This window comes from Phreatobacter sp., assembly GCF_016793595.1.
GTDB lineage: Bacteria > Pseudomonadota > Alphaproteobacteria > Rhizobiales > Phreatobacteraceae > Phreatobacter.
This window is the reverse complement of record NZ_JAEULY010000015.1, coordinates 301,275-322,303: the sequence shown is the minus strand read 5'-3', so window position 1 is coordinate 322,303 and position 21,029 is coordinate 301,275. Positions and strand designations below refer to the sequence as shown.

Sequence of the window (21,029 nt, the reverse complement as noted above, 5' to 3'; positions counted from 1 at the left end):
CGTCCCGTGTCGCGTTTCAGGTTCTTCCCCGTTTCCTACGATATCGCCGGCCGCCGGGTGGTCGTCGCCGGTAGTGGCGAACAGGCCTTGCAGAAGCTTCGGCTGCTGGTGCGCACGGAGGCGAACCTCGTGCTCTGCGCGCAGTCGCCCACGGCCGACCTCGCACGGTTTGCAGCGGCCAACGGTGTGGCGCTTGCCGACGCCGAACCTGACGCGGCTTTCCTCGCGGGCGCGGCTCTCCTCTTCGTCGCGATGGGCCATGAAGCCGAGGATGCCCGCATCGCGATGATCGGCCGTGCGGCCGGAGTGCCGGTCAATGTCGTGGACCGGCCGCATCTTTCCGACTTCGCCGTCCCCGCCATTGTCGATCGTGCGCCGGTCTCCATCGCCATTGCGACGGACGGTCATGCCCCGGTGCTGGCCCAGAAAGTGCGCGCGCTGATCGAGGCGCTGCTGCCGCCCGCCTTCGGCCGGCTCGGGGAACTCGCGGCGCGCATCCGCGGCGGCGTCAACGAGGCGCTGGCCGAGGGCGCGCCGCGCCGCCGCTTCTGGACGCGCCTGTTCGAGGGCCGTGCCGCTGACGTGGCGCTTGCCGGCGAACTCGACCGCGCCGAGATCATCGCCCGCAAGGCGCTCGGCTCGGCCGAAAGCGAGGCCGCCGAAGGCAAGGTGTTTCTGGTCGGTGCCGGCCCCGGCGCCGAGGACCTTTTGACCCTGCGCGCCCAGCGCCTGCTTCAGACCGCCGATGTCATCGTTCATGACGCGCTGGTGCCGGACGCCGTCATCGCCATGGGCCGCCGCGACGCGCACCGCATGTCCGTCGGCAAGCGCAAGGGGCGGCATTCGGTCACGCAGGGCGAGATCGACGCGTTGCTGGTCCATCTCGCGCATGAGGGCCGCCGCGTCGTCCGCCTCAAGGCCGGCGACCCCATGGTCTATGGCCGCGCCGGCGAGGAGATCGCCGCGCTGCGCGCTGCCGGCGTTCCCTACGAGATCGTGCCCGGCATCACCGCTTCGCTCGCCGCCGCCGCCGATGCCGCCGTGCCGCTGACCCTGCGCGGCGTCTCCCAGCACCTGATCCTCGCGACGGGCCACGGGGCCGATGGCGGAGAGCCCCAGGGTTGGGAACATCTCGCGGCATCGGGCAGCACGGTTGCGCTCTACATGGGCAAGTCGGTGGCCGACCGGATCGTCGCGCGCCTCGTTGGCGCCGGCCTTCCGCTCTCGACGCCGGTCCTCGCCGTCGAGAATGCCGGCCGGGCCAGCCGCCGCCTCTTCGCGGGAACGCTCGGCGAGCTCCGGAGCCTCGCCGCGCGCGACGATCTCTCCGGCCCGGTCCTCATTCTGATCGGCGAGGCGACCGCCCATGGCGACATCGCGGCAGCCGAGCCCTTCGCGCTGACGCTGGCCGAAGCGGCCTGAAGGAGACGCCCATGTCCGCCAATCCTCAGCAGGCCCGCAAGTCCAAGGTCTTCAAGCCGGTCGTCGCCACTTCCAACGATCTCGCCACTGGTGCGGTGGTCTTCCGTCACGGCGACGGCACATGGTCCATCGATATCGGCCGAGCCGAAGTCGCCGAGACGTCGGAAGACGCCGACGCCCTGCTCGCCCGCGCAAATGCCGATCAGGACGCCTGCCTCATCGTCGAGCCGGCGCTGATCGAGATCATCCGCGAAGGCGGCTTCGTGCGGCCCGTGTCGCTGCGCGAACTGATCCGCGCGACCGGCCCGACCGTGCCGCTGCCCCCCGAAGCCTACGCCCACCTCTGAAGGTCGTTCTGTCCATGTATCGCTATGACGAATTCGACCATGCCTTCGTGAACGAGCGGGTCGCCGAGTTCTCCGATCAGGTGGCGCGCCGCCTCTCGGGCGAACTGACCGAGGACCAGTTCAAGCCGCTCAGGCTGATGAACGGCGTCTATCTGCAGCTTCACGCCTATATGCTGCGCATCGCCATTCCCTACGGCACGCTGTCGTCGCGCCAGATGCGCCGGCTCGCCCATATCGCGCGCTCCTATGACCGCGACTACGGCCATTTCACCACGCGCCAGAACCTGCAGTTCAACTGGATCAGGCTGGCCGACATGCCGGCCATTCTGAAGGAACTCGCCGAGGTCGAGATGCACGCCATTCAGACCTCCGGCAACTGCATCCGCAACGTCACGGCCGATCATTTTGCCGGCGCTGCGGCGGACGAGGTGGGCGATCCACGTCCCTATGCCGAGATCCTCCGGCAATGGTCGTCGATCCACCCCGAATTCACCTACCTGCCGCGCAAGTTCAAGCTGGCGGTGACCGGCGCGCCGAACGATCGCGCGGCGATCCAGGTGCACGATATCGGTCTCGAGCTGAAGCGGAACGCCAAGGGCGAGCTTGGCTTCGCCGTCTTCGTCGGCGGCGGTCAGGGTCGCACGCCCATGGTCGCCAGGAAGATCAGGGATTTCCTGCCCGAAGCGGACCTGCTGACCTATTGCGAGGCGATCCTGCGCGTCTACAACCTCGATGGCCGGCGCGACAACAAGTACAAGGCGCGCATCAAGATCCTCGTCCACGAGATGGGCGAGGACGAGATGCGGCAGGCGGTGGAGCGCGAGTTCGCCGCCCTCGGCCGCACGGCACTCACTTTGCCGGCTGATGAGATCTCGCGCATCCAGTCCTATTTCGCGCCACCGGTGCTCGCCACCCTGCCGGCCCATTCGGACGTGCTGGAAAAGGCCAAGGCCGCCGACCCGGAGCTCGCCCGGTTCCTCCGCCGCAATCTCCATGCCCATCGCACGCCGGGCTACGGCATCCTCACCGTCTCGCTGAAGCCCACCGGCCTGCCGCCGGGCGATGCCACCTCGGCGCAGATGGACATGATCGCCGATATCGCCGAGCGCTATTCCGCCGACGAGATCCGCGTCAGCCACGAGCAGAATCTCGTCCTGCCCTGGGTGCACCTCGACGACATTCCCGCCGTCTATGCCGCGCTGAAGCGGGCGGGGCTCGCCACCCCGAATGCCGGCCTCGTCACCGACATCATCGCCTGCCCGGGCCTCGACTACTGCGCCCTCGCCAATGCCCGCTCGATCCCCGTCGCGCAGCGCATTTCCGAGCGTTTCGCGGCGCTCGACCGGCAGGAGGAAATCGGCGAGCTGAAGCTGAAGATATCCGGCTGCATCAATGCCTGCGGCCATCACCATGTCGGCCATATCGGCATTCTCGGTGTCGACCGGAAGGGTGAGGAATTCTACCAGATCACGCTGGGCGGCTCAGGCGACGAGATCACCTCCATCGGCGAAATCGTCGGCCGTGGCTTCTCCTCCGATGAGGTTGTCGATGCGGTGGAGACCGTCGTCGAGACCTATCTGAAGATCCGGACGTCGCCGCAGGAAAAGTTCCTCGATGCCTATCGCCGCGTCGGCGAGGCGCCGTTCCGCGAGGCGCTCTATGCCGAGGCTTGACCTGTCCCGCGCGCGTCCTGAGCCGCTCGCCGCGCTGTCCGAGGAGGCGGCCGCGCTAGAGCGCTTCCATGGCGGCCGCGAACCTGCCGCGCTTGTGGAACTGGCGCTGAGCCACCTGTTCGCCGGTCGCATCGCACTGGTCTCGTCTTTCGGCGCGGAATCGGCCGTGCTGCTGCACATGGCGGCGGAGGTCGACCGCCATGTTCCCGTGATCTTCGTCGATACTGGCCGCCACTTCCGCGAGACGCTCGGCTACCGCGACGCGCTGGTCACGCGTCTCGGCCTGACGGACGTCCGGTCGGTCGGTCCCTCTGCGGATGAGGCGCGCGTGCGCGATCCATGGCTGGCGCTGGCCGAACAGAATCCCGATGCCTGCTGCGGCTTCCGCAAGGTCGCGCCGCTCGCACGTGCCCTTGAACCCTTCGCGGCGTGGATGTCGGGCCGCAAGCGCTTTCAGGCCGAGACGCGGAGCAGCCTCGATGTCTTCGAGGCCGAGGGTGCTCGGATCAAGGTCAATCCGCTCGCGGGCTGGGGCGCGGCCGAGATCGCCGCCTATGCCGAGGCTCACGATCTGCCGCCGCATCCGCTGGTGGCGGAACGCTATGCCTCCATCGGCTGCGCGCCCTGCACCTCGCGGGTCGCCAGTGACGAGGACGTCCGCGCCGGTCGCTGGCGCGGCACGGCCAAGACGGAATGCGGCATCCATCGGCCGGCGGCAGCAACGGCAGGGTATTGATCATGGCACTCTTCCGACACGGGGTTCGCGTCACCGACGACTGGACCTTTCCAGCCGAGGGCGAGGCTTTCCCCGACAGTGGTCCCGTGGGCCTGCCCAAGGCGCGGCTTGTCGCCGAATGGCCCGCGCTGGAGGCCCGCAACGCGCCGCTCGGCGTCGTCATCGCCTCGGGCGAGAAGCTCGACGGGCTGGAGGCCATCCTGCCGCGGCTGTCGCTCGTGAAGCTGGTCATCCCGCGCTATGCCGACGGCCGCCTCTATTCCATCGCCCGACTGCTGCGTGATCGGCACTTATTTGCCGGCGAAATACGCGCATCCGGCGATGTGCTCCGCGACCAGGTCACGCTGCTCGCGCGCGCCGGCGTCGACGCGTTCGACGTGGCTCACGAAGGCACCGCCCGCGCCATCGAGACGGGACGCATCGTCGCCGTCTCCCGTCATTATCAGCCGGCGTCGAATGACACGGCCGAGGTTCCCGCCGCTCCCGGCGCGCGCCCCTGGCTGCGCCGCACGCCGGTCCCGTTTCCACCCGCCTGAGGCCTATCGGAGTATCCCGTCGTGACTGCTTCCGCCGCCCGCATTCCGGGCGCTGACACCTTCTCCTCCGGGGAGGGCCGCCGGCCGCTTTCGCCCCACCTTCAGCGCCTCGAGGACGAGGCCATCTTCGTCATGCGCGAGGTCGTGGCCGAATTCCGCAACCCGGTAATGCTCTATTCGGTGGGCAAGGATTCCAGCGTGATGCTGCACATCGCGCGCAAGGCCTTCTACCCCGCGCCGCCGCCCTTCCCGTTCCTGCACATCGCCTCCGGCTGGGACTTCCGCGCGCTGATCGACCACCGCGACCGGATCGCCGGCAAATACGGGCTGAACGTTCTCGTCCACAGCAACGAGGCGGCCGCGGCGGCGGGGGTCACGCCCTTCGACACCGAGACCGGCGAGTACTCCCGCCAGATGCTCACCGAGACGCTGAAGGCGGCGCTCGACCAGCACGGCTTCGACGCGGCCTTCGGCGGCGGGCGCCGCGACGAGGAAAAGGCGCGCGCCAAGGAGCGCATCTTCTCGCATCGCTCGTCGGGTCATGTCTGGGATCCGCGCAACCAGCGCCCCGAACTCTGGCGGCTCTACAATACCCGCCTCGCCCCCGGTGACACGATGCGCGTCTTCCCGCTGTCCAACTGGACCGAGCTGGATGTGTGGGACTACATCCGCGCCGAAGCCATCCCGATCGTGCCGATCTATCTCGCCGCCGAGCAGAAGGTGGTCGAGCGCGGCGGCGCGCTGATCATGGTCGACGACGAGCGCATGCGATTTCGGCCCGGCGAGACCGTCGTCACGAAGCGTGTCCGCTTCCGCACGCTCGGCTGCTGGCCGCTGACCGGCGCCATCGAATCCGAGGCCGTCACGGTCGAGGCCATCATCGCCGAGATCGTCGCCTCGCGTTCGTCGGAGCGGCAGGGCCGGCTCGTCGACGGCGCGCTCCAGGCCTCGATGGAACGCAAGAAGCGCGAAGGGTATTTCTGATGACCGTCTCGCTCGCCACCCGGCCACTCGGCCTCGATCCTGCCAATGACCTGCTCCCCGTTCGTGACCGCGGCGCGCTGCGCTTCATCACCTGCGGCTCGGTCGATGACGGAAAGTCGACGCTGATCGGCCGCCTGCTTCACGATTCCATCGGCCTGCTTGAGGATCAGGTCGCGGGGTTGGCATCGGATTCGCGCCGCTTCGGCACGACGGGCGAGGATCTCGATCTTGCCCTGCTGCTCGACGGACTGGAGGCCGAGCGCGAGCAGGGCATCACCATCGATGTCGCCTACCGTTTCTTCTCCACCGCGCGGCGCGCCTTCATCGTCGCGGACACGCCCGGCCACGCCCAGTACACGCGCAACATGGCGACGGGCGCCTCCACCGCCGAGCTGGCCATCCTGCTGGTCGATGCGCGCAAGGGCCTGCTTGAGCAGACCCGCCGCCATGCCGCCATCGTCTCGCTGCTCGGCATCCGCCATGTCGTGCTGGCGGTGAACAAGATCGACCTCGTCGATTTCTCGCGGGACGGCTTCGAAGCAATCGTCGCGGACTTCCATGCCTTCGCCGCGCCGCTCGGCTTCCGTTCGGTTGTCGCGGTGCCGGTCTCGGCGCGATTCGGCGACAATGTCACCATCCGCAGCCGCAATACGCCCTGGTATGAGGGGCCGACGCTGATCCGCCACCTCGAGCAGGTTCAGACGACAGGCGAGGATGCCGCCGCGCCCTTCCGCATGGCGGTGCAGTGGGTCAACCGCGCGAGTCTCGATTTCCGCGGCTTCGCCGGCACGATCGCTTCGGGTCGCGTCGCGGTCGGCGATCCCGTGGTGGTCGCGGCTTCGGGGCGCGCCTCGCGCGTCAGGCGCATCGTCACGCAGGACGGAGATCTGGCCGCCGCCGAGGCGGCGCGCGCCGTCACGCTCACCCTTTCGGACGAAGTCGACATCTCGCGCGGCGACCTCCTAGCCGACCCGCGCCAGCGTCCGGCCACAGCGCGCCGCCTTGCCGCCGACCTCGTCTGGATGGACGAGAAGGCCGGCCGCGCCGGCGACCGCTATCTCCTGAAGATCGGCAGCGCCACCGTGCCCGCCACCGTCACGCGCCTCGTGGACCGGCTGGACGTGGCGAGCCTCGCCCGCCTCCCCGCTCCGCAGGGGTTCGAGCTGAACGCCATCGGCCGGGCGGAGATCGAGACGGCAAGCCGCATCGCCTTCGACCCCTATTCCGATAACCGCGAGACCGGCGGCTTCATCCTCGTCGACCGCGCGACGCATCTGACGGTCGCGGCCGGCATGATCGTCGAGAGCCTCGACCGTGCGCGCGAGGTTCACCGCCATCCGACAGAAGTGACGCCGGCCGCGCGCGCTGGTCTCAAGGGGCAGTCTCCCCTTGTCGTCTGGCTGACCGGCCTGCCGGGCTCGGGGAAATCGACCATCGCCAATCTGGTGGAGCGCCGCCTCGTGGCGTTCGGCCGGCACACGGCGCTGCTCGACGGCGACAATCTCCGACAGGGGCTGAACGCCGATCTCGGCTTCGATGCGGCCGCGCGCTCGGAGAACGTCCGGCGCGTCGGGGAAGTGGCCAAGCTGATGACCGAGGCAGGGCTGATCGTGCTCGTGGCGCTGGTCTCGCCGTTTCGCGCGGACCGCGACCGGGTGGCGGCGCAGTTCGGCGGTGGGCAGTTCCTCGAAATCTTCGTCGATGCCTCGCCGGATACCTGCCGCGAGCGTGATCCGAAAGGCCTCTATGCGCGTGCCGAGGCGGGCAGCATCGCCCACTTTACCGGTCGCGCGCAGGCCTACGAGCCGCCGCTCGACCCGGCGTTGGTGCTGCGCTCGGACGTCGTGACGGCCGAGGATGCGGCGGAACAAGTGGTGGAACTGATCCTCGCGCGCTCGGAAGCTGCGCTGACCTCGCTCGATGCCTCGCAGCTGTGAGTGTTGATCAGTGGTGGATCGCTTACCCGATGGTTCGACGGAGAGGCTCGACCCCTTATTGGGGGGCTCCGAACCCTCTCCCCTTGCGGGAGAGGGTGCCCGCGCAGCGGGCGGGTGAAGGTGCCTGCTGATCCCCCTCATCCGGCGCTGGTGAGAGGCTATTGATCCACGCAGAGACGAGCTCGCCCTATGCCGCGACCGCCTGAAGCCGCACCGTGCCGCCGAGACGAGCGGACAGCTGGTTTTCCAGAACCGCGATGCCATCGGCATTGGCGAGCAGGTCGCGCGTCTCGGCCTCCCTGCCGACGAGGTCGAGCCGATAGCTGCCGCCCTCGCGCAGCAGCGCCCCGGCGACCGCTCCGTCCAGCGTCAGCGTCCAGAGCGCCAGATGGTCCGCCGGCGCGAATGTACGGCGGAGCGTGGCGAGCGCGCTCCTGAGGCCAGTTGCATGTGATTCGGCCACGCTGACGGACATGCCGCGCCTCCATCGAGGAAAACGCAGCGATTGTAAGGGGATGGATCAGCGACAGAAAGGGAAGGCATTTGCCTTTTGCGCCCGTCGGACAGCAACCCTCCTCTCCGGAGAGGGCGCTAGCCAGCCTATTCCTCTTCTTCCTCGTCGTCCTCCCGCGCCACGACGCGCCGGGCCGATTGCTGGCGTGACCACATCGTGGCGTAGAGACCGTCCTGCCTGAGCAGCGCGCTGTGCGTGCCGGTCTCGACGATATGGCCGTGCTCCAGCACGATGATGCGGTCGGCTGTGACGACGCTGCCGAGCCGATGGGTCACCGAGACCACGGTACGCGTCTCCGCGATCTTGCGCAGCGTGTCGTTGAGCTTCGCTTCCGTCGCGGCGTCGAGGGCGCTGGTCGCCTCGTCGAGGATCAGCAGCGCGGGGTTGCGCACGAGCGCGCGCGCGATGGCGACGCGCTGCCGCTGCCCGCCCGAGAGCTGGCCGCCGCGCTCGCCGACCACCGTGTCGTAGCCGGCCGGCAGCGAGATGATGAAATCATGCACCTCCGCCTGGCGCGCCGCTTCGTGGATCTCCTCGATCGTGGCGGCGGGATGCGCCATGCGGATGTTCTCGGCGATGGAGGTGTTGAACAGGAAGCTCTCCTGGAACACCACGGCCATCTGCCGACGCAGCGATTCCTGCGTCACCGTGCGGATGTCGGTGCCATCGATCGTCACGCGCCCCTCGCTCGGGTCGTAGAAGCGCATCAGCAGGTTGAGGAAGGTGCTCTTGCCGGAGCCGGAGGGTCCGACAATGCCGAGGAACGAACCCTTCGGCACCGTGACGTCGAGCCCCTCGGTCCGGAACGACGAACCCGGATAGGAGAAGGCGACCGTCTCGAAACGCACCTCGCGCTCGAACGGCTTCAGTTCGCCGGCGCCGGGCGGGTCGACCATGGTCGGCTTCACCGCGAGGAGGTCGTTGAGGTGGTGGATGGAGCCGGCGGCCTGCGCCAGCGTCGGCACGTATTGCGTGACGTTGGTGAGCGCATAGCCCATCGACAGGAACACGCCCTCGAAGGCGATGATCGTGCCGACCGTGATCCGCTCCGTATAGGCCCAGTAGGCGCCGAGCGCGAAGACCGCGATGTGGATGACATAGAGGCCGGTCTGCGCGGTGCGCTCGACCAGCGCCGAGGCGAAATTCGTGCGCCGCGCGATGCCGAACCATGATGTGTTCAGCGTCGAGAAGTCGATGCGCGCGCGGGGCGCGAGCCCGAACGCCTTGATCACCGGCTGGGCCGCGACGTTCTCCTGGACCGCGCCGATCAGGCGGCCCTCGGTCTGGCGCTTCTCATAGGCCGCGATGAAGGCCTTGCGCGCGAAGATGCGCGGCCACCACAGGATCAGCGGGAAGATCAGCGAGGCGATCAGGCCGAGCCAGATGTCGAACATGAACATCAGGATGGTCGCGTAGATGACCTCCATGAACGGCATGATGAATTGCGGCACCACGCCGACAATGCCGGCTTCCAGCGCGACGAGGTCGCCGGAGAAGCGCGACAGCACCGTGCCGGTCGGCGTCGTGTGGAAGAACGGCATCGACATCGACTGCACGTGGTCGAACAGGTGCTGCCGGATGTCCTTGGTCATCTGGGTGAACAGGCGCGTGTAGACGTAGTCGGCGATCAGCGCGACCACGGAGACCGCCAGCGCCGCCACGCCCATGAAGATCAGCGAGTTGATGAGCGCCCGCCACTCCTTCTTGATGAGGCCTTCGTCGATCAGATACTGGGTGACGAGCGGGAAGGAGAAGTTGAGCCCCGCCTCGATCAGGATCAGGACGCCGAGAAAGGCCAGCAGGCCCTTGTAGGGCGCGGCGAAGGGCGAGAGGAACCGCAGGATCGCCTTGATGTCGTCGGCGCTGACGTCCTCTTCTTCCTCCTCGTCGTTGTCCTCTTCGGGCTCGACGTAGTTCTTGTCCTGGATCATGTCCGGCTCTGGATCCTGCCTGCCCGGGGCGAGGGGTGCGAGAAGTGCGCTCCACCCGTCTTGCCTCATTCAACGGCGCGATGCACCCGAAATCCGTCGCGATGCAAGCCTTCTTCCGGCAGAAACGAAGAAGGCCGGGCAAAAAGCCCGGCCTCCGATACCGTTGAGATCGATTGCAGCGTGATCAGCGCTTGCCGCCGGCCACCAGCTTCAGCTTGCTCGTCGGGCCCTTCTCACGGCCCGCCATGAGCTTTTCCACCCACTTGCCGGCATCGGGCTTGGCGTAGAAGCAATAGCGCATGGTCTCCATATCCGGATACCAGGGGAAGTCGCCCTCGTTGGCGTCGCACTCGATCTTCCACGCCTTCTTGAGAATTTTCTGGTCGTGAACCGCCGGGCGCCAGCCGTGGCGCTGGAAGCGCTCCGACCACTGCCAGGTCGATTCCAGCGTCAGCACGCCGTCGAAGACGTCGTGATACTCGATCACTTCGCGGGTCATGTCGGCGGTGATGCCGCCGAAGAAGATGCCGATGCGGGTGACGCGGTAGAGCTCGGCGATCGCCTTGTCGATCAGCTCTTCCGGTACGTAGCAGAGGCACGTGTCGTAGATCACGTCGAAAGACTGGTCCTCGAACGGCAGGTTGGTGACGTCGCCGAGCAGGTTGCGGTGCAGCCAGTCCTTCGGCGTCTGGGCATGGACGTGACGCGAGTTCTCGATGCCCCAGGCGTCGATGCCGATATCGGCGAAGCACTTCAGCGTCAGGCCGGAGGCCGAGCCGACATCGAGGAGCGTGTAGGGCGCCTTGATGCCGAAAATGCACTCGTAGAGGTCGGCATTGTACTGCTCGTCGAAATACTCGCGGAAGCTCTCCTCGTAGGAGAGGCCGACGGCATATTTGTCGTGGTAGTCGTCGGTGAGCGTCGACTCGACGAAGCCCTCCTCGACCACGCCCTTCTGCTTCTCGAGATCGGCCTTCTTGCGGGCGCCCGAATAGGCGGCTCCGCGCAGCTTGCCCATCATCATGTCGACGGCGAAATTGGCCGAGTCGTAGGCGCCGTTGACGGTCGAGTCGAACAGGTAATCGCCGACCAGATAGAGGTTCGGCAGCACCTTGCCGTCCGGCTGGTGCCGCTCGCGCAGCTCGGGAGCCGGATGGCCGCCCGGGAGGCCCGAGATCGTGCCGACCCAGCGCTGCACCTTCGCGTCGAGATACTGCTTGCGGGCGGTGGCGATCAGGTCCTGCGGCAGCGAGTCGAGCGCGAGCTCGATCAACCTGTCATCGTCGAGGTTCGACAGCGCGAGGGCCTGCGTCGCCGGGATCAGCCAGCTGAGCACGCCGTGCTTGGAGGGATGGCGCGAGGACTCGTCATAGAGGCAGGCGCCGCCGAAGGCGTCCGTCATGATGTAGCTGCCCTGGAAATGCTCGTTCCAGAACGGCTTCTTGAACTGGATCGTCACCCGCAGGTAATGAGCGGGATTGTCATAGCGCGCCTGGTGCTTCTGGATCGCCATGCGGGCGCCGCGGCCCTCGAACTCGATCTGGCTGACCCAGTAGTTCGGCAGCGCGACCACGACATGGTCGAACTCGTGCACCTCGTCGCGACCCTTGCGGCGCACCGTCAGATTGTAGGTGCCGCCCTCGTTGCGGGTGATCTTCGAGACGCGGCTTTCCAGCATCACCTTGGCCGAGATGCGCTCGGCGAGGCCGTCGATCAGCCGCTCGTTGCCGCCGACGATGGAATAGAGCCGCAGGTACTTCGGATCGTCCATCAGGACGTTCTTGAGGCCGTTCAGCGCGTTGGTCAGCTGCGATTCGGTGGCGACGTCGGACTTGGCGGCGACCTCGATATATTTGCGCGCGGTCTCGTCCGGAATTTCGTCCAGCACGTCGCGGAAGGTCTTGCCCGCCCAGGGGTGCTTGTTGTCGTCGCCGGAATAGCCCTCGTAATACTCGTCCGGAGAGCACAGTTCGCGACATTTGGCGTGGAACTCGTCCAGCGCCTTCAGCGTCGCCTCGCCGCAGTGCTTCTTGATGTCCCGGCGGTTGTTGAGGATGTTGCCGTCGAGAATGACGCCCTTGCCGTCCATCGGCACCACGTCGAGCTCCATCACCTCGGTGATGATCCGCTTCAGCGGATCCGGGCCGAAATGCGAGTAGTCGTAGTACTCGGCGACACCACGCTCGAACAGCGACTTGCCCTTGTCGAACTGGTCGGTGACCACCTTGCCGCCGAGGCGGTCGGAGGCCTCGAACAGCGTGGCCGTGAACAGGCCATCGCAGAACCGGTCGAGGAGGTAGTTGGTGAACAGGCCACCCGGCCCGCCACCGACGATCGCGACACGTGTCATATTCGAGCTTTCGTCTCTTGCCGGCCTGGTCGCAGCCGACTTTGTGCGTTGATTTCCGGGCATGTGCTATAGCGATGGTCTGCGCACGAATAAAGCGTTGGCGGGCAAATCCCCGCAGCAACGGTTATTCCCGGAAGACCCCTCGCCGCACGACCCGGTGGGGTTGTGAGAGCCGATCAATGGACGCGGAGAACTGAACGCCACCTGAACCGCCATGTCAGGCAACGCGTTCCGCTGATTGAAAGCGCAATGGGGCCTCAAGATGGCGGCGCTTCACCGCCGCCGCCGTAGCACGCCACCTAACGCATCACTGTCGGCAGCCATAGCGCGATGGACGGGAAGATCATCAGGATGCCCACCGCGAGGATGTAGACGAGCATAAAGGGCAGCACGCCGGAGAAGACATCGGTGATCGGCCCGCCATCCTTTCTCATGCCCTGCAGCACGTAGAGCACCGTCCCGTCCGGTGGCGATATCAGCGCGATCTCGACCAGCATGACGACGATGACGCCGAACCAGATCGGATCGTAGCCGAGCGCCGTGACGACCGGGAAGATCACGGGGATCGTGGTGATCATCATGGAGAAGCCCTCCATGAAGGTGCCGAGCGCCAGGTAGAAGCCGATGATCAGCAGCATGATCGCCCAGGGCGGCAGCGGCATTTCGGAGACGAGCTTGGCCAGCGCCTGCGGCACGCCGAGCGCCGTGAAGACGTAGTTGAGCAGATAGGCGCCGAACAGGATCAGGCCGATCAGCGCGGTGTTGCGCGCGGTCGCCTCGGCCGAGTCGTTGAGCATCTTGAAGCTGAGCTTGCCGTCGATCGCCGCCAGCACGATGGCCGCGATGACGCCGAGCGCCGCGGATTCCGTCGCCGTGGCGAGGCCGCCATAGATCGTGCCGAGCACGATCAGGATGAGGATGGCGGTGGGCAGGAGGTCGATCAGGCTGCGGAATTTCTCGCCCCAGGAATAGCGCGGCCCGTCCGGATCGCGCGGGGCGGCGGTCTTCGCCTTCATCAGGATGATGGCGATGAACAGCGCGACCACCAGGATGCTCGGCCCGATGGCCGCGACATAGAGCGCGCCGACCGACGTCTCGGTGATCAGGCCATAGATGATGAAGGTGATGCCCGGAGGGATCAGGTTGCCGAGCGCGCCGCCGGCGGCGAGCGAGCCGAGCACCATTTTCGGGTCGTAGGGCTTGTCCTTGAAGAAGGGCAGCGCGACCGAGCCCATGGTCGCGGCGGTGGCGACCGACGAGCCGGAAATGGCCGAGAACACGCCGGATGCCGCGATATTGGTGTGAAGGAGGCCGCCGGGCATCCGGTTCAGCCAGATGTTCAGCGTCCGATAGAGCCGGTCGGAGAGGCCGGCGCGCAGCAGGATCTCGCCCATCAGCAGGAACAGCGGCACGGCCACCAGCACGAAGGACGAGGACGGGTTCCAGATGGTCTGGCCGATGAACAGCCAGAACGGCCGGTCGGAGAAGGCATAGCCGACGATCAGGCCGAGCACGCCCAGCGCCGCGCCAACATAGATGCCCATGCCGAAGAACAAGACGAACAGGCCGACGAGCAGCAGGATCTCGCCCATCAGTTCGCCGGAGGGAGCATGACCTGTGAAGGTCATGCCGAACATGATGCCGACGAGGATCAGCAGAAAGACGACGGCGATCACGGCTTCACCTCGGGCTGGATGGACTTGGCGATCTCTTCCGCATTGGGCTCGCCGACAGCTTCCAGCGCTTCGGCGACCTCCTCCTGATAGGTGCGGCTGTGCAGCAGCGATTCAGCTTCGCCGCCACGGCCCGCGACGATCAGCAGGAAGCACTCGATCAGGAGGGCGAGGATAAGCAGCAGGAAGATGCCGATGCCGAAGGCCCACAGCCCCTGCGGAATGGCGAGCGGCGTGCGGATGACGGAGATGTCGGTGGCGTTGAACAGCATGGATTCCTCGACCAGCGTCCAGGCTCCGTAGAACAGGTAGCCGGCCAGCACCGCGAGGAAGGCGAGGCTCGTCAGGTGCAGCCAGTAGCGGATGCGGTCGGGGAACAGGTTGACGATCACGTCGATGCGGACATGCGCGCGCATGGACAGCGTGTGCGACAGCCCCCAGGCCATGCCGAAGGCCAGCGCATAGCCGGAGAGCTCCGTCGTCGCCTGTGTCGAGAAGCCGAGGAACCGGCGCGCCAGCACGTCGAAAGTGATAAGTCCCGCCGTGCCGATGAAGCACCAGCCCGCGGCATAGCCCATCATCCGGCCGAGCCAGGCCACGGAACGCCGCCCGGCGCCCGCGGCGTCGATCAGGGTGTTCAGCATTGACGGTCCCCTCGGCCGGTTGCGGCCATCAGAAGCGATCCTTGACCGGATCGCCTTGTCTTGTCGTCAGGGCTTTCACGCGGGCGGCGGCTGCTGCCCGCGTGAGAGCGGTTCGATATCCGGTCAGTTGCCGGCGTAGCGAACGCCGGTGATCGGCGCGACGAGACGGTTGTAGGTCTCGCCACAGCGCGCGCCGCAGCGCTTCACCCAGTTCGGCAGGATGGTCGAGGACAGCGTCGCGCGCATCACCTCGGTATCGGCCGGGACCGGGCGGAACACGCGCATCGGATTGGCGTCCGGCACGCGGCCGAGCTTGCAGCCCTCGCGGTTGCCGGTGTTGCAGGCGATGCCGTCCTCGGTCTGCTCGAGGCCGAGCTTCCACTGCGCCTCCTCCACCTCCTTGATGGTCGCTTCCATCAGGGCGCGCACGGCCGGATCGAGCCGGTTCCACCACTGGATGTTCACGACATAGGCGGAGACCGACCAGAACAGCGGCAGCGCGTAGAGGCTCTGGGTCACTTCGTACCAGCGGGCCGAGTTGCCCGAGCCAGTGCCGGTGATGGCGCAGTCGACCACGCCGCGCTCCAGCGCTGAATAGACCTCGGGGAAGCCGATGCCGGTCGGCTGGCCGCCGATCGAGGTGACGAAGTCGTTGGACGAGCCGCCGCCGGTGCGGATGCGTTTTCCCCGCAGGTCGGCGAGGCTGGTCACCTGGCCACGGCAGAAGAACTCCTGCGCCGCGAAGGGATACATGGCGAGGATGCGGACGCCGAAGCGCTCCAGCTCCTTGTTGACCTCCGGCAGCATGGCGGCGGCAACCTTGCGCGCCTGCTCGAGGTCCGGGTTGAGGCCGGCGAGATCGATGACGTCGAGCAGCGGCACGTCGCCGGCGACCGTGTTCAGCGGCACCGCGCCGATATCGACCTGACCCGAGCGGACGAGACGCAGGATCTCCGGGCCGTTCAGGTTGCGCTCCGGCCAGGAGGCGAGCGTCACGCGAATACGGCCGTTCGACTTGGTGGCGAGGCCGTCACGCAGCAGCGGCTGGTCGACGCGGGTGAACTGCGGCATGGCAGGTCCCGGCTGGGTGACGATCTGCATGTTGATCGGCGGGCCCGGCGGAATGGTCTGCGCGAGCGCGGGCGCAGCCAGCCCCAGTGTCAGCGCGGCGGCGGCCGCGGCGGATCGCAATCCGGTCATGGTGGTCTCTCCTCGTGGGTCCGCCGCTTTGCGCGGCAGGGGTCGGTCGGCGGTCTCTGGAATGCTTGTTATGAATGCGGAGGGTAGTACATGAATTCGATCAGCAGGCAGCCGTCGTCGCTGAAGAAGGGACCATGCACGATGTCGGGTGGCCTGACGGCATAGGTGCCGGCGGGCAACCGAACGCCGTCCTGCTTTGCAGCAAGCGTGCCAATCGACAGCGATCCCGAGACGATGAACACCTCCTCGCACCAGTCATGCGCGACCGTGCGGTCGACCGCCGCGCCCGGCTGCCAGCGGGCGAGGCGGGTCACGGCGCCGGTGCGGGCCTGATGGTCGAGCGTGCCGGAGAGGATCTTCTCCTCGACGCCAGAATAGCCGGCGATCGGGGTCCAGCCCTCGTCGGCGAGGGCGTCGTGGAACTCGCGATGGACTTTCGCGAACACCCCGAAGCCGGGGTGGGGCGTCGAGGCGGGGGCCGTCACAGCGCGGCGATCCGGCTGTTGGACAGGTCCGTCACCAGCATCGAGCCCGGCGCGTGGGTGATGGCGAAGGGCGGCTTCGCGGCCGCGATGACCGATTGCGGGGTGACGCCGCAGGCCCAGAAGACCGGCAGTTCGTCGGCCTTCACCTCTATCGGGTCGCCGTAATCGGGCTTGCTGATGTCTTTGATGCCGATGGATTCGGGCAGGCCGATATGAACCGGCGCGCCGTGCACTGCGGGGAAGCGCGAGGTGATCTGCACCGCACGGATCGCGTCGGCCGGCTTCAGTGGCCGCATCGAGACGACCAGCGGACCGGCGAAGGGGCCGGCGGGCTGGCACTGGATCGAGGTCCGCCACATCGGCACGGTCGTATTGTTCTCGATATGGCGCATGGGCAGGCCGTCCTGCAGCAGCGCTTCCTCGAACGAGAACGAGCAGCCGATGACGAAGGCGACGAGGTCGTCGCGCCACACCGACCGGATGTCGGTCGGGTCATCGACCATCACGCCGTCCTTCCAGACCCGGTAGCGCGGAATATCCGTGCGGATGTCGAGGTCGGCACCAAGCGCGGGGATCGCGGCATTGCCGGGCTCCGACATGCCAATGATCGGGCAGGGCTTGGGGTTCAGCGTGCAGAAGCGCAGGAAGTCGGCTGCGAGGTCCTTCGGCAGGATGGCGAGGTTACCTTGCACGCGGCCGGGCGCGAGGCCTGCGGTATGGCCGGTAATGTCGCCGCGCCGAACCGCCTGGCGGACCTTCACCGGGTCGGTGACGTCGACGTTCGGTGCGCGGAACTGTGCGATGGCCATGGCCGATCCCCAAGGAACTGTGGTCCGAAGTTGGTCCTTGGGATTCTACACCATCATTCCGCTTGCATTGCGTCCAATCCGAAGTTTGGATCGGTATCGATAGAATTTTCTTATCGATCAGAACGCCGATGGTAGATTTCAAGGCTCTGGAGACGCTGGTCTGGGTGGCGACGCTGAAGAGCTTCAACCGAGCGGCGGCGAAGCTGAACACCACCCAGCCGGCGGTTTCCCAACGCATCGCGCAGCTGGAAGCCGATATTGGCCACCGCCTGCTCGAACGCGAGAAGCGGACGGTCATGCCGACCGAGGCCGGTCGGCGCGTGCTCGACTATGCCGAGCGTCTGCTCAAGTTGCGCACCGAGATGATGCATGCCGTTGCCGACCGGACGGCCATCCGCGGCACACTGCGCCTCGGCGTCGCCGAAACCATCGTCCACACCTGGCTCTCCCGCTTCGTCGAGCGCATGGCCAAGGCCTATCCGGGGCTGGCGCTGGAGATCGAGGTCGATATCACGCCGAACCTGCGCGACCGTCTGGTAGGGCAGGAACTCGACCTCGTCTTCGCGCTCGGAGCCTTCGCGGCGACGCAGCTGAAGAACATGCCGCTCTGCACATACCGGATGGCCTTCCTCGCCGGACCCGGCCTCGCCCTGCCGCAGCCGGCGCCGCTGGCCATGCTGGCGGCCCATCCGATCCTGACTTTCTCGCGCAACACGCGGCCCTATCTGGTCATGCGCGAACTGTTTTCGGCGCCGGGCTTGCCGCCGGTGCGCATCCACGCCTCGTCCTCCATGGCGACGATCCTGCGCATGGCCGAGGATGGTCTCGGCATCGCCGCCGTGCCCGAGGAGATCGCGGGGCCGGAGCTTGGCTCCGGTCGCCTGCGTGCGCTGCGCACCAGCGTGCCGCTGCCCGATCTCGACTTCTTCGCGTCCTGGCGCATGACGCCGGCTGCCGCGACCGTCGAGGCCGTGGCGACCATTGCCGCCGAGGTGGCAAGGGCGGCGTAGGATCGGCCTCAGCCGTGGTTCGGCGTAGGCTGCACGGGGCCGAGCGCGCCGAGGTCGTCCATCGCCGCCTCGATGCAGTCGACGTCGAGGCGCAGCCCCGCACCGCCGGCGAAGACGAGTTCGATGACGCCGGCGGGCGCCGTGCCCGGCTCGAACCGCAACGCGAGCAGTTGCAGCGGCGCTTCCGAGCCCTGCGGCACGTCGCGGGCCTTCACAGCGCGGACGCGCTCGAAGCGCAGTCCCGTGCGCCTGCGCGCGCACGCGAGGCCGTCGGCCGCGCCCCAGTCGAACCGGTCGCAGACGAGAGCGAAGCGCTGCTCGCGCGCGAGGAAGGCGACATCGGCGGCCGTCAGCACCGCGTCCTGCAGGTGCATGGACACGACGGAAAGGTCGTCGGCGTCGAAAGCGAGGAGCCTGAGCGGCGGTCCGTCCATTGGATTTCCCGTTTCGTCGGCACTATAGGACGTGAACAACCGACGCCACGCAATCGTTGCCTCCCGGACACCCGCCATGACCATCCGCTCGCATGTCGACGACCTGCCCGATCTCTCGCACTACCGCGTCGGGGCCGTCGCGATCGATACCGAGACGCTCGGTCTCAACCCCCACCGCGACCGCCTCTGCGTGGTCCAGCTCTCGCCCGGCGACGGCACGGCCGACGTGGTGCAGATCCGCCCGGGACGGCCGGCGCCGAAGAATCTCTGCGCCCTCCTGACCGACCCCGCCATCGTCAAGCTGTTCCATTTCGCCCGGTTCGACGTCGCGGTGCTGAAGAACGCCTTCGGTGTCGTCACCAGCCCGGTCTATTGCACCAAGATCGCCTCCAAGCTCGCCCGCACCTATACCGACCGGCACGGCCTGAAGGATCTCGCCAAGGACCTGATCGGCCTCGACATGTCCAAGGCCCAGCAGAGCTCGGACTGGGCGGCGGAGACATTGTCGCTGGCCCAGCTCGAATATGCTGCCTCCGACGTGCTGTACCTCCATGCGCTGAAGGACCGGCTGGACATGATGCTGGCGCGCGAGAACCGCGCGGCGCTGGCCGAGGCCTGCTTCGCCTTCCTGCCGACCCGCGCCGAACTCGACCTCGCGGGTTGGCCCGAAACGGATATCTTTGCCCATTCCTAAGGATTTGGAGGTAGCAGAGGGTTCCCAGAGGCGAATTGCTGCCAATCCGGGCGCGGTTCGCCTTTGCTCTCGCCACGCTCGGGCCATAGAATAATGATGAATGCGTCGCGCGAGGCCGCACCGGAAGGGGCGGTCAGGTCACGGCGAACGGGATCGGGCATGGCTGCACGCCGCATCGAGGATATCGGGGGCTCCATCGGGGGCGGCCGCGCGCAGGGCGCCGAGGCCGACCGCGAGGCTGCCTTCGCCCGGGCCTACCGGCATTCGCGCCGGGTCCGCCGCCTGCGCGTCGCGGTGCCCATCGTGACGATCGGGCTGTTCTCGCTGGTCGTTTTCATCTCGTGGTGGGATCCGCTCAAGGCGCTGAACCTGCCGGTTTCGATCGGCTCGATCTCCATGTCGGGCTCGAAAGTGACCATGGAGGCGCCGCGCCTCACCGGCTACACGACCGATAACCGCTTCTACCGGGTCGCCGCGACCCGCGCCGAGCACGACATCACCCAGTCCCACATCGTCGCCCTCTCGGCCATCGACGCCGAGATGGAGATGGAAGGCGGCGGCACGGCCCGTGTCATCTCGCCGGCTGGCGTGCTCGACACCAAGACCGGCCGCGTCGAGCTGAACCAGGAAGTCTCCGTCACCACGTCCAACGGCCAGTCCGGCAAGGTCGGTCACGCGCTGATCGACACGCGCGGCGGTACCATCCAGTCGAACGGGCCGGTCGCGCTGGCCTCGCCGCGCGGCGAGCTCTTCTCCGAGCGGATGGACATACGAGACAATGGCAAGGTGATCGTGCTTGAGGGCCGCGTGCGTGGTAACTTCATGCCCGAACCGCCCGACCCGACCATCACAGACCTGTCGGCGCCCTCGCCCGAGACCGCGCGACCCTGATCCGGAGACACCCATGCCGCTCGCCGGCTCGCCCGCCCGCCGCTTCAAGAGCTTGACCGTCAAGGCGCTGGCCGTTTTCGGCTTCGCCAGCCTCATGATGCCGGCCGCCATGGCCCAGCAGTCAGGCAGCCCCTTCGTCGGCTTCACCCAGAACCGCAGCGAGCCGATCAATTTCGAGGCCGACCGCGCCGAGGTCTTCGACAACGAGAAGCGCGCCGTGCTCTCCGGCAATGTCCGCATCCGCCAGGGCGAATCCACCCTCCAGACCGCGCGCCTCGTGATCTTCTACGAGGGCGGTGATAGCGGCCAGCAGACGCGCGCCTCGACCACCACGCCGCGGCAGGGCAGCGGCGCGGGCGCGGCGTCCCCGACCCAGAATGTCCGCCGCTTCGAGATGCAGGGCGGCGTCATCGTCTCGTCGCGCAACCAGCAGGCGACCGCCGAGCGCGGCTCCTTCGACGCCCGCCGTAATGAGGCGATCATGGAAGGCAATGTCGTCCTGACCCAGTGCGAGAACGTGCTGCGCGGCGGGCGCCTGCACGCCGACCTTACCGCCAACCGGGTCCGGCTCGATTCGGCGCCGTCCGGCGGCCGCGTTTCCGGCGTCCTGTCGGGCACGGCCGGCGGTGGCGGCGCGCGCGGCGCGGCCAATCCCGACTGCGCGCCCGCGCGCCCGCAGCAGCGCTCGTCGCGGAGCTGACCGGCTCCATGTCCGTCCTCGATCGCGTTTCCGGTCTGCTCGGCCGCCGGGCGGAGCCG

The 21,029-nt window shown here is 67.3% G+C and carries 20 protein-coding genes; 11 read left to right on the top strand and 9 right to left on the bottom strand.

Going from position 1 to position 21,029, the window contains the following annotated elements; translation table 11 throughout:
- Window positions 1-6: 6 nt before the first annotated feature.
- The 7 genes from cysG to cysN all read left to right on the top strand — a co-directional run bounded on the left by cysG (window position 7) and on the right by cysN (window position 7,635).
- Entirely contained in the window at window positions 7-1,422 is a 1,416-nt protein-coding gene (cysG, locus tag JNK84_RS16525) for a siroheme synthase CysG (RefSeq protein ID WP_293425776.1), read from the top strand.
- 11 nt (window positions 1,423-1,433) lie between these two features.
- Window positions 1,434-1,769 carry a DUF2849 domain-containing protein gene (locus JNK84_RS16520; protein WP_293425775.1) on the top strand — a complete coding sequence of 112 codons (336 nt, stop codon included), beginning with the start codon at window positions 1,434-1,436 and terminating at the stop codon, window positions 1,767-1,769.
- Between the two features lie 14 nt (window positions 1,770-1,783).
- Window positions 1,784-3,442: a nitrite/sulfite reductase gene (locus JNK84_RS16515; RefSeq protein WP_293425774.1), complete on the top strand. Its 1,659-nt coding sequence runs from the start codon at window positions 1,784-1,786 to the stop codon at window positions 3,440-3,442.
- The gene (locus JNK84_RS16510) at window positions 3,429-4,178 is read left to right on the top strand and encodes a phosphoadenylyl-sulfate reductase (protein ID WP_293425772.1); all 750 of its coding nucleotides are present in this window, start codon (window positions 3,429-3,431) and stop codon (window positions 4,176-4,178) included. Before JNK84_RS16515 ends, JNK84_RS16510 begins: the two co-directional genes overlap by 14 nt.
- 2 nt (window positions 4,179-4,180) lie before the next feature.
- Window positions 4,181-4,714 carry a DUF934 domain-containing protein gene (locus tag JNK84_RS16505; protein ID WP_293425770.1) on the top strand — a complete coding sequence of 178 codons (534 nt, stop codon included), beginning with the start codon at window positions 4,181-4,183 and terminating at the stop codon, window positions 4,712-4,714.
- Between the two features lie 132 nt (window positions 4,715-4,846).
- Entirely contained in the window at window positions 4,847-5,698 is an 852-nt protein-coding gene (cysD, locus tag JNK84_RS16500) for a sulfate adenylyltransferase subunit CysD (protein ID WP_441343264.1), read from the top strand.
- Window positions 5,698-7,635: a sulfate adenylyltransferase subunit CysN gene (gene cysN / locus JNK84_RS16495; protein WP_293425768.1), complete on the top strand. Its 1,938-nt coding sequence runs from the start codon at window positions 5,698-5,700 to the stop codon at window positions 7,633-7,635. The genes cysD and cysN overlap by 1 nt, the downstream gene beginning before the upstream one ends.
- A 187-nt stretch (window positions 7,636-7,822) precedes the next feature.
- On the opposite strand, the gene JNK84_RS16490 is transcribed toward cysN, so the two are convergent.
- From JNK84_RS16490 to JNK84_RS16455, 8 genes are all read right to left on the bottom strand, one after another.
- Window positions 7,823-8,110 (bottom strand): hypothetical protein, encoded by a 288-nt coding sequence (locus tag JNK84_RS16490; protein WP_293425767.1) that lies wholly within the window; start codon window positions 8,108-8,110, stop codon window positions 7,823-7,825.
- A gap of 125 nt (window positions 8,111-8,235) precedes the next feature.
- Window positions 8,236-10,080 (bottom strand): ABC transporter ATP-binding protein, encoded by a 1,845-nt coding sequence (locus JNK84_RS16485; RefSeq protein WP_293425765.1) that lies wholly within the window; start codon window positions 10,078-10,080, stop codon window positions 8,236-8,238.
- 184 nt (window positions 10,081-10,264) lie between these two features.
- Window positions 10,265-12,430, bottom strand: a complete 2,166-nt coding sequence (locus JNK84_RS16480; protein ID WP_293425763.1) for an FAD-dependent oxidoreductase — start codon at window positions 12,428-12,430, stop codon at window positions 10,265-10,267.
- Between the two features lie 299 nt (window positions 12,431-12,729).
- The gene (locus JNK84_RS16475; protein ID WP_293425761.1) at window positions 12,730-14,106 is read right to left on the bottom strand and encodes a TRAP transporter large permease; all 1,377 of its coding nucleotides are present in this window, start codon (window positions 14,104-14,106) and stop codon (window positions 12,730-12,732) included.
- Complete coding sequence (locus JNK84_RS16470) at window positions 14,103-14,747, bottom strand: TRAP transporter small permease subunit (protein ID WP_293425759.1); 645 nt, start codon at window positions 14,745-14,747, stop codon at window positions 14,103-14,105. The genes JNK84_RS16475 and JNK84_RS16470 overlap by 4 nt, the downstream gene beginning before the upstream one ends.
- Before the next feature lie 123 nt (window positions 14,748-14,870).
- The gene (locus tag JNK84_RS16465) at window positions 14,871-15,947 is read right to left on the bottom strand and encodes a TRAP transporter substrate-binding protein (protein ID WP_293425757.1); all 1,077 of its coding nucleotides are present in this window, start codon (window positions 15,945-15,947) and stop codon (window positions 14,871-14,873) included.
- 68 nt (window positions 15,948-16,015) lie between these two features.
- Entirely contained in the window at window positions 16,016-16,432 is a 417-nt protein-coding gene (locus tag JNK84_RS16460; protein ID WP_293425755.1) for a cupin domain-containing protein, read from the bottom strand.
- Window positions 16,429-17,241 (bottom strand): putative hydro-lyase, encoded by an 813-nt coding sequence (locus JNK84_RS16455; RefSeq protein WP_293425753.1) that lies wholly within the window; start codon window positions 17,239-17,241, stop codon window positions 16,429-16,431. The genes JNK84_RS16460 and JNK84_RS16455 overlap by 4 nt, the downstream gene beginning before the upstream one ends.
- Window positions 17,242-17,369: 128 nt before the next feature.
- Between JNK84_RS16455 and JNK84_RS16450 the strand changes: the two genes are divergently transcribed.
- Window positions 17,370-18,251 (top strand): LysR family transcriptional regulator, encoded by an 882-nt coding sequence (locus JNK84_RS16450; protein WP_293425751.1) that lies wholly within the window; start codon window positions 17,370-17,372, stop codon window positions 18,249-18,251.
- 8 nt (window positions 18,252-18,259) lie between these two features.
- Here JNK84_RS16450 and JNK84_RS16445 read toward each other — a convergent pair whose 3' ends face one another.
- Window positions 18,260-18,685 (bottom strand): DUF2948 family protein, encoded by a 426-nt coding sequence (locus JNK84_RS16445; RefSeq protein WP_293425749.1) that lies wholly within the window; start codon window positions 18,683-18,685, stop codon window positions 18,260-18,262.
- A gap of 76 nt (window positions 18,686-18,761) precedes the next feature.
- Here JNK84_RS16445 and JNK84_RS16440 point away from each other — a divergent pair, with 76 nt between their 5' ends.
- From JNK84_RS16440 to JNK84_RS16430, 3 genes are all read left to right on the top strand, one after another.
- Window positions 18,762-19,379: a ribonuclease D gene (locus JNK84_RS16440; protein WP_293425747.1), complete on the top strand. Its 618-nt coding sequence runs from the start codon at window positions 18,762-18,764 to the stop codon at window positions 19,377-19,379.
- Between the two features lie 159 nt (window positions 19,380-19,538).
- Complete coding sequence (gene lptC, locus JNK84_RS16435; RefSeq protein WP_293425745.1) at window positions 19,539-20,270, top strand: LPS export ABC transporter periplasmic protein LptC; 732 nt, start codon at window positions 19,539-19,541, stop codon at window positions 20,268-20,270.
- 13 nt (window positions 20,271-20,283) lie between these two features.
- A complete protein-coding gene (locus JNK84_RS16430) occupies window positions 20,284-20,970 on the top strand; it encodes an LptA/OstA family protein (protein ID WP_293425743.1) in 687 nt (228 codons plus the stop codon).
- Window positions 20,971-21,029 lie beyond the last annotated feature (59 nt).